The organism is Brevibacterium gallinarum (genome assembly GCF_014836885.1).
Classification (GTDB): Bacteria; Actinomycetota; Actinomycetes; order Actinomycetales; family Brevibacteriaceae; genus Brevibacterium; species Brevibacterium gallinarum.
Window position 1 is genome coordinate 31,453 of the sequence record NZ_JACSPY010000020.1, and the last position, 14,250, is coordinate 45,702.

A 14,250-nucleotide genomic window follows, 5' to 3' on the forward strand; every position below is an offset into this window, starting at 1 on the left:
CAGCCGTGCGCGCATCGGCGACGAACTGCCGGGGGGGGGGGCCCCCCGCTGCGTGGGTATTCATAGCGAGGGAAGCACCTTAGGTCAGTTCTGCCTGAAGTACGACAGCAGGCGCAGGATCTCGATGTAGAGCCAGATGAGGGTCACCATGAGCGAGAACGCGCACATCCACGAGTACTTCTCCGGGATGCGGTGCTTGACGCCCTCTTCGATCATCTGGAAGTCGGCCACCAGCGTGAGCGAGGCGAGCACGACGGCGACGATGCCGATGACGACACCGAGCGGCATGGTCATGCCCATGATGGTGATCTCGACGTTGCGGGCGTTCATCGCACCGCCGGTGAACATCGCGAAGCCGAAGTTCACGAGCGCGAAGATCGCGTACCCGCCGACGGCGAGCATGAGGAACTTCATCATCTTGCCGCTCATCCGGATGACCCGGAAGCGGAACAGGGCGAACATCAGGCCGAACACGCACAGGGTGGCGAGCACGGCCTGGACGACGATGCCCTGGTACTGCGCGTTGAAGATGCCGGAGATGCCGCCGAGGAACACGCCCTGGACGCCGGCGTAGAGCAGGATGAGGCCCTTGTTCGGTTCGCGCTTGAACGCGTTGATCAGGCCGAGGACGAGGCCGACGAGCATCGCCGGCAGCGCGAGGATCGGCATGAACCAGCCGAGCACCGCACCAGGCAGCAGCACGGCGAAGCAGATGCCGGTCTTGATGAGGACATCGTCATAGGTCATGACACGCTCGTCGACCGGACGGCGCGGCTCGGCAGACGGCTGCATGTACATCGAGTTGAGCTCTTCGGCGCTTGGGGTGGCGGGCTGGTTGCCCGCCTTGATTCCCTGTTCAAGGCCGCGTCGAACGAGCGGGTTGGACATCCGTGTTACCTCCGGGTATCGCGTGAGTTGTCGCACGGCGGCGACGCTGTTCGCAAGTGTACCGAAGGAAGCTGGACAGCTCCTGAAGTCCGCAGGCTGGCCACCAGCTGTTACGCACCCGTTACCGGCGCCTCGGCAGCGGGTGCGTGACAGCTGCCCTGGTTCACATCTCGTAGCCGGTCTGCGCGCCGGGGCCCATCGGGATGCCGGTGGCCCACCAGATGAAGAACAGGATGCCCCAGATGATGAACATCGCAAAGGACAGCGGGATCGTCAGCGACAGCAGCGTGCCGATGCCGGCGTCCTTCTTATAGCGCTGGATGAACCCGAGGATCATGACGAAGTACGGGCTCATCGGCGAGATGATGTTCGTCGTCGAGTCGCCGATGCGGTAGACCGCCTGGGTGATCTCCGGGGCGATGCCCAGCAGCATGAACATCGGGATGAGCACCGGGGCCATGAGCGTCCACAGGCCTGAACCGGAGGTGATGAACATGGCGCCGAGCGCGGTGAGCAGGTAGCCGCCGATGAGGATGAGGAAGGTGGTTGCGCCGATGTTCTGGAAGAACTCGGCACCGCGGATGGCGAGGATGACGCCGAGTTTCGACATCGCGAACAGCGCCAGGAACTGGGAGGCGGCGAAGAACAGTACAAGAACCTGCACGAAAGGGGCCACACCCTTGACCATCATCTCCGGGATGTCGTTGGGGTGCTTGATGCTGCCGGTGACGACGCCGTAGACGATGCCGAGGACGAAGAAGCCCATGCCGATGATCGGGGCGATGCCGGCCATCAGCCCGGACTCCATCGTGAAGCCGCCGTCGGCGTCGCGCAGGAAGGAGTTCTCAGGCCACGCGATCGCCACGCAGGCGGCCACGCCGATGATCGCGACGATGAGGGTGATGAGCATGCCGCGCTTCTCGATCGCGGTGACCGGGGCGGAGAGGTCCTGGTCCTGGACGTCGCGGCCGGCGGTGCCGTCGTCGCTGCCGGCCGTTGCTGAGGCGGCGGTCGCGGCGGCGCCTGAGCCGTTGGCTCCGCCGGTGGTGCTGTTGCCGTTCTCTTCGGTGAGCTCCATCTGCTCACCGCGCTTGTTGAGCAGCAATTCGGTCACCAGCGTGATCGCCAGCGCCACGGCGAACATGGAGACGAAGTTGAAGTACAGGTTCGCCACCGGGGTGACGGTGTAGCTTTCGTCGATGATGTGGGAGGCAGAGGTCGAGATGCCGCCGAGGATCGCATCGAGGCTGTTGACGAACGGGGCGGCGGAGTAGCCACCGGAGACTGCGGCGTAGGCGACCGCGCAGCCGATGACCGGGTTGCGGCCTACGGCCTTGAATGCCAGCCCACCGAGCGGGATGACGATCATGTAGGAGGCGTCGGAGGCGATCGAGGCGGCGGCTCCGACGAGAGCGACGACCGGGGTGACCAGCCGCGGGGAGACGTTCGACAGGGCCGCGCGCATCATGGTGGGAAACAGGCCCGACTGCTCAGCGACCGCCACACCGAAGAGTACAACGAGCACGAGTCCCAGCGCAGGGAAGGTGACGTAGCTTTCGGTGATGCCGGAGACGATCTCGCGCAGGCTCTCGGTCGAGAGCAGGTTGACGACGGCGACTTCCTCGTCATCTGCCGGATTGACGGCGGAGACGCCGGCACTGGCCAGCCACCAGGACAGCAGCATGACGATGGCGGCAAGGCTGAGAAACAGCCAGAAGGGGTGCGGGAGCTTGTTGCCGGCCTTCTCGATGAGGACCAGCGACTTCATCAGCCAGCTGAGGTCCTCCTCGGACTTCTGCTTTCCCGGATGTGCTGCTGCAGTGGACATGGTGGGGATCTTTCGCTCGGAGACATAGACGGCTCGACGCGCGGCTTGTAGCCTACTACAGCACAGGAATGACAGCCATGGGATGCATTCGCAGACGATGCCCTCCCCACTGCCGGGTCCGCACTCCAGCCGACGGGTCTCCAGATGCCACGACGGGCCCTGCCGTCGAGCAGGGCCCGTTGATGGCGGTCAGCGGCGCGTCACGCGACCGCTCCAGCGTTCGATGCGCCCGGTTCAGCGTTCGATGCGCCCGGCGATGAAGTCCTCGACGGCCTGGCGGGCCAGTTCGTCGTTCTGCTGCTCGGGTGGGGACTTCATGAAGAAGGACGAGGCGGAGATGAGCGCACCGCCGACCCCGCGGTCGAGCCCGATCTTGGCCGCACGGATCGCGTCGATGATGACGCCGGCGGAGTTCGGGGAGTCCCACACCTCCAGCTTGTACTCCAGCGAGACCGGAGCATCGCCGAAGTTGCGGCCTTCGAGGCGCACATACGCCCACTTGCGGTCATCGAGCCACTGCACGTAGTCGCTCGGCCCGATGTGGACGTCCTTGGCGGCCAGTTCGGCGGACGTGTTCGAGGTGACGGCCTGGGTCTTGGAGATCTTCTTCGACTCCAGCCGGTCGCGCTCGAGCATGTTCTTGAAGTCCATATTGCCGCCGACGTTGAGCTGATAGGTGCGGTCGAGGACGACGCCGCGGTCTTCGAACAGGCGCGCCATGACGCGGTGGGTGATCGTCGCACCGATCTGGCTCTTGATGTCGTCACCGACGATCGGCACGCCGGCCGCACGGAACTTGTCGTCCCATTCCTTGGTGCCGGCGATGAACACCGGCAGGGCGTTGACGAAGGCGACGCCGGCATCGAGCGCGGCCTGCGCGTAGTACTCGGTGGCCTCCTGGGAGCCGACCGGCAGGTAGCATACGAGCACATCGGCCTGGGCGTCGCGCAGCGCCTGGGCGACGTCGACGGGTGCGGCGTCGGATTCGGTGATCGTCTCGCGGTAGTAGCGGCCGAGCCCGTCGAGCGTCGGGCCGCGCTGGACCTTCACGCCGGTGTTCTCGACGTCGCAGATCTTGATGGTGTTGTTCTGCGAAGCCCGCATCGCCTCGGCGATGTCGCGACCGACTTTGGCAGCGTCGACGTCGAAGGCAGCGACGAACTCGAGATCGCTGACGTGGTAGTCACCGAAGTTCACGTGCATGAGACCGGGGATGGTGTCCTCGGGGGAAGCGTCCGCGTAGTACGTGACGCCTTCGACGAGGGACGTTGCGCAGTTGCCCAGTCCGGCGATTGCGACGCGAATCGGTTGAGTTGTCACTGTTGTCGACCTTTCCTGATGAACGCCTTCGTGTTGTGAAGCGGTATGCCTGTCCAGCGGGTTCGTGATGTGACAGCCCTTATGAAGGCACAGATGACTATCTTAGTCCTCTCCTGGAACGGTTCAAAGCTGAATGATCTTCCATTCCTGGGAGGCGAGATCAGTCACATGCTCACCAGCGCATATGATGCGCCGGCGCCGAGGCGGTGGTTCAGGAGACGACGAGGGGTTCGAGGACGAGATCGGGGTGCTGGCGTTCGACGCCCTGCAGCCGCCATCGGTCGGAGAACAGTGCCAGCAGTTCGCCGTCGGAGCGCGAGAGCACCTCGACGGAGCGCTCCCGGGCCAGGGTCGGCACACATTCCTCAGTCGTGCGGCGGGCGATCGTGTAAGGCAGCGGCTCGAGCCGGCAGGGTGCGTTGAACTCCTGGACCATGCGGTCTTCGGCGACTTCGAACTGCATCGGGCCGACCGCGCCGAGCACGGGCGCTTGGTCGCCGCGCAGGTCGGAGCGCAGCACCTGGACGACGCCTTCGTGGTCGAGCTGTTCGATGCCGCGGCGGAACTGCTTGTACTTCGAGGAGTCCTTGGCGCGGATGACCATGAAGTGCTCAGGTGAGAAGGTCGGGATGCCGGGGAACTCGACTGGCTGATCCAGGTACAGCGAGTCGCCGACCCGCAAGGCGGAGGCGTTGACGAGGCCGACGACGTCACCGGGGAAGGCTTCGTCGATGACGGCGCGGTCGCGGCCGAAGACCTGCTGGGCGTACTTTGTGGCGAACGGCTTGCCGGTCGAGGCATGGGTGACGACCATACCGCGTTCGAACACGCCGGAGCACACGCGGATGTAGGCCAGCCGGTCGCGGTGGTTGGCGTCCATACCGGCCTGCACCTTGAACACGAAGCCGGAGAACGGCGCGTCGACCGGGCGGGGCTCGCCGTTCTTGTCGGGCCGGGGTTCGGCCGGCGGGGCGAGGTCGACGAGGGTGTCGAGGATCTTGTGCACACCGAAGTTCAGCACGGCAGCAGCGAACATCACCGGGGTCGACTTTGCTGCGAGGAACGACTCCTGGTCGTGGTTCTGCTCTTCCATCTCCAGCAGATCGGATTCGTCAACCGCGGTGGTGAAGGCGTCGCCTTCGAGTGCCTCGGCGGCTTCGGCGTCCATCGTCTCCTCACCGGCAATCGAGGCGCCGCCGTCGGAGCGGGTGTACTTCGTGTAGGTGCCATCCGCCCGGTTGAGCACACCGCGGAAGTCACCGGAGGCGCCGACCGGCCAGGTCAGCGGGGTCGGCAGCATGCCGGTGCGTTCGCGGATCTCGTCCATCAGCTCAAGCGGTTCGAGGCCTGGCCGGTCCCACTTGTTGATGACGGTGATGATCGGGATGTTGCGGTGGGCGCAGACTTCGAAGAGCTTCATCGTCTGCGTCTCCAGGCCCTTGGCGGCGTCGACGAGCATGATCGTGCAGTCGACCGAGGAGAGCACCCGGTAGGTGTCTTCGGAGAAGTCGGCGTGACCGGGGGTGTCGATGAGGTTGAGGACCGCATCCCGGTACTCGAACTGCAGGGCGGCTGAGGAGATCGAGATGCCGCGCTCCTGCTCCATCTTCTGCCAGTCCGACACGGTCGCCCGGCGGCCGGCCTTGCCGTGGGTGGCGCCGGCCTGCCCGATGACCCGGGCGTGCAGGGCCAGCGCCTCGGTCAGGGTCGACTTACCGGCATCAGGATGGGAGATGACCGCGAAGGTGCGCCTGCGGGCGGCCTGTTCGCGGATGGTCTTAGAGCTGTAATCACCGGTGGAAGTCACCCAAGAGAGTCTAGTACCTTGGGGATGACGCTGGCACGTCGGCCGGCGCTCACTCCCTGTCTCTTTCGATGACCTGTTTCTCTGACTCCGAGGACTCCATGAACCAGCACTCCGAGTACTCGCAGGTCGCCCGCGACCCCGAGCGTCGGGACAAGATCGTCAAGGCACTCCCGCTCGTCATCGCCGCGCTCATCTCGCTGCCGCTCGTGTGGCTGTCCCTGCGGTTCTCGCTCATGGTCGGCCAGATCGCCTACTACGTCATCCTCATGGGAACCTCGGCGCTCAACATCCTCGGCCTGGGCATCATGACGCTGCTCGGCGTAGCCGGTCTCATCGGCGCGATCGTGTGCCTGTGGCGCGGCTTCAAGCGCCGCACCTGGAAGTGGCGGATCGGCTGGGCGCTCGGCACTATCGCCTGTGCCGGTGCCCTGCCGCTGAGCTGGGTGCTCCTCGGCTACACCTCCGGCCCACCCGTCTGATCCCGGCTGGTCCCAGCAGATTAGAGCGCGGCGAGCGCCTTGTGGATGCGGGTGTCGCTGACCGGATGCGCGGTCGGCAGGTGCTGGGCGAAGTAGGAGATGCGCAGCTCTTCGACTGACCACAGTACCGCAGCCCAGTCAGCGGGCACGCCTGCCGCCTGGACCGGAACCGGCAGATCTGCCAGGTTCGGGAAGGCCTTGGTCAGGGCCTGTTCGATCTTGCCAGCCACCACGCTGATGCGGTCCATGAGCTGCCGGTCACGGGCTGGGCTCTCCTGCATCTTCGCTACCCGGTGTTCGGCTGCCTGCAGGTAGACCGGGAAGCGGGCGAGTGCTGCCGCGTCGGTGATCTCGAAGACGTCAGCGCACAAGAGGTCGATGAGCCAGCTGCGCACATCGGCCAGCTGTTGGACAAGCGTGAGTGAGGAGGCGGCGCTGATCGCCTTGTCGACGGCGGTGGCGCGGGTGAGGATGTCGACGACGAGGCTCACAGCCCGGGTGGCTTCGGTGATGAAGCCTGCGTCGATCTGCCGGAAGACGGTGTCGAACTCCTCGCGGGTGCGCACGGTCGTATCGGAGCCGAGCAGCCGGTCGACAGCGATCCGGGCGCATGAGCTGAGCAGGTCGGGTCGGGTCTGCGGGCTCGCTGCCCCGAATCCGGTCTTCGCATGCCCGGCGAGGACGAGCTTCTCGTTCGTCGACAGGTGCTCGGCGATGTAGTCGATGCGGGACTTCAGGGCGATGACGAGCAGCCGAATGAGCCCATCGCGGGTGCGGCGGGCGGCCTCTTCAGCGGTTGAGAACGCGGTGATGGCGACTGCGTCGCGGTCATCGCGCAGGCCGGGCTGGACCTCAGTCTCCTTTCCGGTGGCCACCGGCCGGGTGTCGAGGGTGAAGTCCCAGTCGCGGATGCCGGTCCGCTCGGTGAACGTCGTCTTCTGCGCTGCTTTCTCGGTCGGTTTCGGTGCCGCGGCCGAGGTGGTGAGCTGGCGGGGATCGCGGGTCGGCTGGCTCGTCTTCTTCCCCTGCCGGGTGGTGAACTCCATGACGAGGTGGGCTGGCAACCGGTCGGTGTCGAAATCGCTGGCCTCGACCGTGATGGGCACGAGGTCGGTGAGCTCTCCTCCCCCGGCGCGGGCGGTGAGTTCGGCGGCGAGCACTTCGGGCAGCCGTCCGGCATAGGGTTCGAGCACGTCGAGGATGTCGGTGGCGACATCGGGGGCGGGCACGAAGTAGCGACGCTTAGCTTTGGGAAGGGAGCGGATGAGCGCGGTGACGAGCTCATGCCGCAGGCCGGGCACCTGCCAGGTGAACACGTCGGTGTCGACGTCGGCGAGTGCCTCGGCAGGCAGCTCGACCGTCACCCCGTCGGTGGCCTGGCCGGGTGCATACGCGTAGTGCAGCTTCGCCTCCGAGCCGTCCGGCAACGCCCAGGTGAGCGGGAAGTCGCTGGCTGCCCGGGCGGACATGTCCGCTGAGTCGTCAGCGAGCAGCGCTTCGGGGTCGATGTCGAGGAGTTCGGGTTCGCTGCGGCGCTTCTTCTTCCACCACGAGTTGAAGTGGGCCCCGGAGATGATCGTGGTCGGCAGCCGGTCGTCGTAGAAGTCGAAGAGCACATCGTCTTCGGCCAGCAGCCGGTGGTCGCGCATCCGGGAGGCGAGTCTTTCGGCCTCGTCGATGGCCTTGGCGTTGCGGGCCAGGAACGGGTGGCGGTCGTTCCACTCCCCGTCGATGAGCGCGTGGCGGATGAACATGTCGCGGGCGGCTTCGGGGTCGATGCGCCCGTAGCCGATGCGCTGATCGGAGATGAGGGTGACGCCGTAGAGCGAGATCCGCTCATAGGCCATCGCCTGCCCGCCCTTCTTCGACCAGTGCGGTTCGGAGTGCTGACGGGTGACGAGCTCGCCTGCGGCTTCGACGATCCACTCGGGTTCGACGGCGGCGACCATTCTGGCCCACAGCCGGGAGGTTTCGACGAGTTCGGCGGCGACGACGACCTCGGGAGCGGACTTGAACAGCCCGGAGCCGGGGAAGATCTGGAACTTCGTGCCGCGCGCACCCTGGTAGTCGTAGCCGCGGCGCTTGGGCCGGCGCTCACCGGGCCGGGGCTTGGGTTCCGGTGCCCGCACCCCGATCATTGACAGCAGGCCGGTCAGCAGCGCCCGGTGGATGGCCGCGGCATGCGGATCCATCCCTTCCGGGGCACTCGGCGCGCCCTTCCTGCCGTCGCGGCCGCCGCCTCGGGACCGGCTGCCGGCATGCGTGGTGGTGTCGTCGTCGCTGCCGGGCCGCCAGTGGGAGCGGTCGATTTTCACGCCGACGCCGCCGAGCAGGTGGCGCAGCTGGGTGACGAGGTCCTGCCATTCGCGCACCCGCACGAAGTTGATGAACTCGGCCTTGCACAGCTTGCGGAGCTTCGACGACGACAGCGCCGCGGCGTTGTCTTCGAGGTGGTTCCACAGATTCAGCAGGGTGAGGAAGTCGCTGTGGCGGTCGGTGAAGCGGGCGTGGAGCTCATCGGCCTGCGCGCGCACCTCCGCCGGACGTTCGCGCGGGTCCTGGACGGACAGCCCGGCGACGATGACGGCAACCTCCCCGCCGCAGCCGGCCTCAGCACCGGCGAGCACCATGCGGGCAAGCCTCGGGTCGATCGGCAGCTTTGCGAGCATCCGGCCGATCTTCGTCAGCCGGATCCGGCCGGTCCCATCGGTGCGGGTGGCGCCGAGTTCGCCAAGCAGCACGCGGCCATCGCGCACCGCCTTCGATTCGGGTGGGGTCAGAAACGGAAACGAGGTGATGTCGGCCTCGGTCTGCGCGAAGCCCAGCGAGATCATCTGCAGGATGACGCTGGCGAGATTGGTGCGCAGGATCTCCGGGTCGGTGAACTCAGGGCGGGTGTCGAAATCGTCTTCCGAGTACAGGCGGATGCAGATGCCCTCGCTCGTGCGCCCGCAGCGGCCCATGCGCTGGTTGGCCGAAGCCTGGGAGACGCGTTCGATCGGCAGCCGCTGGACCTTCGTGCGGTTGGAATACCGCGAGATGCGGGCGGTGCCGGCGTCGATGACGTACTTGATGCCCGGCACCGTCAGCGAGGTCTCAGCGACGTTGGTCGCCAGTACGATGCGCGGCCGGTCATGAGGTGCGAACACGCGCTGCTGCTCCCCGGCTGACAGCCGGGCGAACAGCGGGATGACCTCCCATCCGGCGAACCGGGGTCCCTTCTGCTGCAGGTGGGCGGCGAGTGCGTCGGCGGTGTCGCGGATCTCGCGTTCGCCGGAGAGGAAGACGAGGATATCGCCGGGGGCTTCGCGGGCGAGTTCGTCGACGGCGGCGAGGATCCCCTCGGTCTGGTCGGCGGCTCCTGCTTCGTAGTCGCCGTCGGCTCCGGGGCCGTCAGGGTCGTCGTCGCTGGCGGTGTCGTCGACCAGCGGCCGGTAGCGCACCTCGACGGGATAGGTCCGCCCGGACACGCTGATGATGGGGGCCGGGCCGTCAGCGGAGGCGAAGTGCTCGGCGAAGGATTCCGGGTCGATTGTCGCCGAGGTGATGATGACCTTGAGATCGGGCCGGGTGGGCAGCAGGCGGGCGAGCGACCCGAGCAGGAAGTCGATATTCAGGCTGCGTTCGTGGGCCTCATCGATGATGATGACCTCGTAGTCGTGCAGCTGCCGATCGTGCTGGAGTTCGGCGAGCAGGATGCCGTCGGTCATGACTTTGACCCGGGTGGCGTCGGCGACCTGGGAGGTGAACCGGACCTGGTAGCCGATGCCTGCGCCGAGCTCCTGGTCGAGTTCGTCGGCCAGCCGGGCGGCGACCGCGCGGGTGGCGATGCGGCGGGGCTGGGTGTGGCCGATGAGCCCGGTGATGCCGTAACCGAGTTCGAGGCAGATCTTGGGTATCTGGGTGGTCTTTCCCGAACCGGTCTCACCGGCGATGATGACGACCTGGTGAGCGCGGATTGCCTCGGCGATCTCGTCGCGGTGCTCGGTGACGGGAAGTTCGGCCGGATAGGTGATGGCGATGTCGAGGCCGGTGCGGGCAGCCTGGCGGGCAGCAGCGCGCTGGGCGTGCTGTCGTTTGGAGGGGCGGTGCGGGCGGTCGCTGCGCGAGCGCGCGCCGGGGCGCCGGCGGTCGGGCCGGGAGTCAGACATATCCCCACCAGGTTAACCCCTCGGCTCTGCGGCAGCACCGTGCATTCAGACGTTCAAGGCTCCATCACATGTTCAAGACTCCACGCGTCCATCGTCGGACTGCATGCCACCAGTGTTTCCTTCACTGCATTTCAGCGATTCATCCCCGGGCTCGCGATGACATGACCCCGGAATCACGGGCATGTCTGCCGCAGGAGAACGCACGGCCGTAGGGAACTGCGACCAAGGGAGCTACAGTCAAAGGAGAACCGATACGACTTTCGCGCACTATCGGACGATCAGCAGAATCGGTAGCGTCATGTCGTCACGCTCTATTGTCGCCAGCTGAGGAATCTCATTCACTGGACCCCGGAGGTAATACAATGGTCCGCCGCACGTCGTTCATTTCTCTCGCCTGGCCGATTCAGTTGGTGCTCTGGCTGTCCATGCTCGCGCTCGTCGTCATTCTGATCGCACTCTGGACTGCGCTGGATACGTGGCTCCTCATCCTGTTGACGGTCGTCACCATCGCGTCGTTGTGGCTCGCGCTCGCCACGAGCGTCTTCAAGGTGTCTCTCGACGATTCGAGGTTCACCGCCGGGTCACTGCTCGGCTGGCCCCGGCTGTCTGTCGCGGTGGCGGAAATCGAATCGGTGCGGATCGTGGATGTGAAGCCCCTGGGTGAGTTCTTCGGCTGGGGCTACCGCATTCGGGGTGTCCGCGATAAGGGGATCATCACCCGCGGCGGCCCAGGGCTCGAGATCAGGTCTCGGGACGGTTCGCTCATCACCGTCACGCTCAGCGACGCCCCGGCTTTCGCCGCGGACCTTGAGCGCCACACGCTGCCGGGCTGACAGTTCGGCGCTGTCGATGCGATCCCCATTCCACGACGCTGTCGGCATCTGACGCCCATCCTCACCCGGCGCAGTGCCCCGGTACAGATCGAGCATGTGCCGTACTGGTGACCGCCCGCTTCATCTCATGCGTTCTTTTTGGCGACCGCGGTGTGCAGAGGGGAATCGGATTCGATAGTCTCCACCTGGAAACCGGGGTTGGACTCTGAGACCTGGGCACGATCGCAGTTTCGTCGTCAGCGCCGGTCGCACACTCGCGCAGCACAGCTGACGATCCGCCGGGCGGATGAACGCCCCTGAGAGAAGGAACTGACCGCACCGTGCTCGATGTGCTCGAAGGCTTCGGCGTCATCGCCGTTGTCATCTTCGCTGGCCTCATGCTCGGCCGTTCTGGGGTGCTCGGCCCGACCGGCCAGCAGGTGCTCGCCCGCGTCGTCTTCTACGTCGCCACCCCCGCGCTGCTCTACGTCACGATCTCCTCGACGGACATCGATGCGATCTTCTCCCCTGCCCTGCTGGCCACCGGCGGCTCGGCGGTGCTCGTGTTCACCGGGATCTTCGCCTTCACGCTGTGGGCCCGGCGGCGCAGCTTGGGTGAGGCGACGATCAGCGCCATGGCCTCGGGCTATGTCAACATCGGCAATCTCGGCATCCCCATCGCCACCTATGTGCTGAAGGATCTGAGCTTCGTCGCCCCGGTGCTGCTCTTCCAGCTCATCCTGCTCAGCCCCATCATCATGGTGCTGCTCGACTCCACCCGGGCACAGGCCGACAGTCAGTGGTGGCGACCGGTGCTCATGGTGCTGCGCAACCCGATCGTCATCGGCGCCGCCCTCGGCGTGGCCGGCTCGCTGACCGGGTGGCGGCTGCCCGAGGTGGTGCACGAACCGGTGAGCATGCTCGCGGCGATGTCGGTGCCGGGCATGCTGCTGGCCTTCGGCATCTCACTCAAGGACGGTTGGAAGCTCCCGCCGGCCGGTTCGCGCCGCCAGCTTGTCATCATCACGGTCACCAAGCTCGTCATCCAGCCGTTGATCGCCTGGCTCATCGGCGGAGTGCTGCTCGGTTATGACGGCCCCATGCTCATGGGCATCGTCGTGACCTCGACCCTGCCGACGGCGCAGAACGTCTACATCTACGCCATGGAGTACAAGGCCTCGGCTCAGCTGGCCCGTGACGCCGTGTTCATCACCACGATCCTCTCGGTGCCTGCCGTGGTGGTTGCAGCTCTGCTGTTCGGGGTCTGAGCCGGCTCCGGAATCTGCACCCGGCTCCGGGACCTGAACGTGGCTCCAGGATCTGCACCCGCAGCCGGGGCCTGAGCCCCATGGCCGGACGCGGGCCGGCAGACACCGCGCACCCGTCCTGACTTGCCGGTTTGTGCGTGTCGCTCCACTAGCGCAGTGTTCATCCGTCGAACAATGGGAGCGTGGCTATCGACGACTCGAAGAACACCGACGACCTGCTCTCCCGGCGGATGAGCTCCGGCAGCGAGCCGGAATCATCTGCCGAGTCGATCGACGGTGCCTCCGGCTCCCGCCGCCACGACCGCGAGGCGCACATCGGCGAGCACGTCGCAGATGAGCAGACCTTCTCGATTGACGCGTCCGGCACTGACGAGTCGCCCGGTTCGCCGCTGAGTGAGGAGACTGTCGAGTTCGACCCGATCGCCCACCGCAACCGGGAGCTGCGCGACCGCGCTTTCGCGCAGAGCACCCCTGACCCTCACGCCACCGCCGAACACCGCCCCATCGACGCCGACACCAGCACAGCCACCAGCGCCACGGCCACCGGCACCGGCGCTGCCGCCGGTGCCACCGCCTCGGACGCGGCCGTGGCACCCACCCAGCAGATCCGCACCCGCGGCCACCACGACGCCCATGACGATGTCGACGAGCCGGCCAGAAGGCGTGTCAACGCCCTCGACATCATCGGCGGGATCTGGATCGCGCTGGCCACTCCCTTCGTGCTCGCGGGCCTGGCCGTCAGGATCATCGCCTCGGGCCTGTTTCTGAAGTTCGCATACTTCTGGCGGCCCGGTTTCCCCGCCGACGCCTACGGCTTCACCAACGACGACCGATTGCACTACGGCTCCTACGTTGTCGACTACCTCAACAACTTCGACTCCAGCCGCTACCTCTCCGACGTTGTGCTGCCTAACGGGGTGCCGCTCTTCCAGCCCGAAGAGATCGCCCACATGGAAGACGTCAAGGACCTCGTGTCCCTGCTCTACCTGATCGCCGTCATCGGCGCGATCGGCATGCTGCTCTTCGGCCTGTACATGTCACGGGCCAATGGTCCGGGCCTGCGCCACGCGCTGCGCTTCGGGGCGCTGCTGACGATCATCGCCTTCCTCGCCCTCGGAGCGCTGGCGATGCTGGGCTGGGACCGGTTCTTCACCCAGTTCCACGCGATGTTCTTCGACGCCGGCACGTGGGAGTTCTACGTCGACGACGCACTCATCCGGCTCTTCCCCGGCCAGTTCTGGGTTGATGCCGGCATCGCCGCAGCCGCGATCGTGCTGCTGATCTCCGCACTCATCCTCGCGCTGTCGTTCATCGGCCGCAGGCGCGCTGAGCGCAAGGAGCGCCGCAGCGAACGCCGCGCAGCCAAGGCCGAGAAGAAGGCCCATCGCAGCGACAGCCACACCGACGGCCGCGGCGACCTGCCCGACCCGGCCACCCAGGCGAGCACGTCCCGGGAGGCGGACACCGCCTCGACGCCGGAGGAGACAGCGCGCCCGGTCACGGTGCGCCCGCAGCATCCGGAGGACCCGGCCGGCCCGACGCGCAGCTGACGCGTCCCCACGATCCTTCCCCCCCCATCGACCCGAGTGGCGCTTTCCCCTGCCACTCGGGTCGAACTCTCCCTAGATGTAGTTCCTCGGGAGGTTGTGAACGGGATTTGAGGTCAGAGAAGACCCCCGGTATCGAGGTGGGTAACG

General features: G+C 66.3%; 9 protein-coding genes. 4 read left to right on the forward strand and 5 right to left on the reverse strand.

The genetic code is table 11. From position 1 onward, the window contains the following. Positions 1–84: 84 nt before the first annotated feature. The 4 genes from H9634_RS13555 to H9634_RS13570 all read right to left on the reverse strand — a co-directional run bounded on the left by H9634_RS13555 (position 85) and on the right by H9634_RS13570 (position 5,843). Complete coding sequence (locus H9634_RS13555; protein ID WP_191727339.1) at positions 85–888, reverse strand: Bax inhibitor-1/YccA family protein; 804 nt, start codon at positions 886–888, stop codon at positions 85–87. 163 nt (positions 889–1,051) lie between these two features. Further along, the gene (locus H9634_RS13560; RefSeq protein WP_191727340.1) at positions 1,052–2,716 is read right to left on the reverse strand and encodes an AbgT family transporter; all 1,665 of its coding nucleotides are present in this window, start codon (positions 2,714–2,716) and stop codon (positions 1,052–1,054) included. Positions 2,717–2,950: 234 nt separating this feature from the next. After that, entirely contained in the window at positions 2,951–4,036 is a 1,086-nt protein-coding gene (locus H9634_RS13565) for an inositol-3-phosphate synthase (protein WP_191727341.1), read from the reverse strand. A 211-nt stretch (positions 4,037–4,247) separates the two neighbouring features. Continuing rightward, entirely contained in the window at positions 4,248–5,843 is a 1,596-nt protein-coding gene (locus H9634_RS13570; protein WP_191727342.1) for a peptide chain release factor 3, read from the reverse strand. 98 nt (positions 5,844–5,941) lie between these two features. On the opposite strand from H9634_RS13570, the gene H9634_RS13575 reads away from it, so the two are divergent. Further along, positions 5,942–6,322 (forward strand): hypothetical protein, encoded by a 381-nt coding sequence (locus tag H9634_RS13575; RefSeq protein ID WP_191727343.1) that lies wholly within the window; start codon positions 5,942–5,944, stop codon positions 6,320–6,322. Between the two features lie 20 nt (positions 6,323–6,342). Here H9634_RS13575 and hrpA read toward each other — a convergent pair whose 3' ends face one another. Beyond that, positions 6,343–10,473: an ATP-dependent RNA helicase HrpA gene (gene hrpA, locus H9634_RS13580; RefSeq protein WP_191727344.1), complete on the reverse strand. Its 4,131-nt coding sequence runs from the start codon at positions 10,471–10,473 to the stop codon at positions 6,343–6,345. Positions 10,474–10,835: 362 nt separating this feature from the next. On the opposite strand from hrpA, the gene H9634_RS13585 reads away from it, so the two are divergent. The 3 genes from H9634_RS13585 (at position 10,836) to H9634_RS14815 (ending at position 14,103) form a co-directional block, all read left to right on the forward strand. Continuing rightward, complete coding sequence (locus H9634_RS13585) at positions 10,836–11,306, forward strand: hypothetical protein (RefSeq protein WP_191727345.1); 471 nt, start codon at positions 10,836–10,838, stop codon at positions 11,304–11,306. Positions 11,307–11,626: 320 nt separating this feature from the next. Then, positions 11,627–12,553, forward strand: coding sequence for an AEC family transporter (locus H9634_RS13590; RefSeq protein ID WP_191727346.1), 927 nt, complete (start codon positions 11,627–11,629; stop codon positions 12,551–12,553). Between the two features lie 182 nt (positions 12,554–12,735). Beyond that, positions 12,736–14,103, forward strand: a complete 1,368-nt coding sequence (locus H9634_RS14815) for a TIGR01906 family membrane protein (RefSeq protein WP_191727347.1) — start codon at positions 12,736–12,738, stop codon at positions 14,101–14,103. Positions 14,104–14,250: the final 147 nt, after the last annotated feature.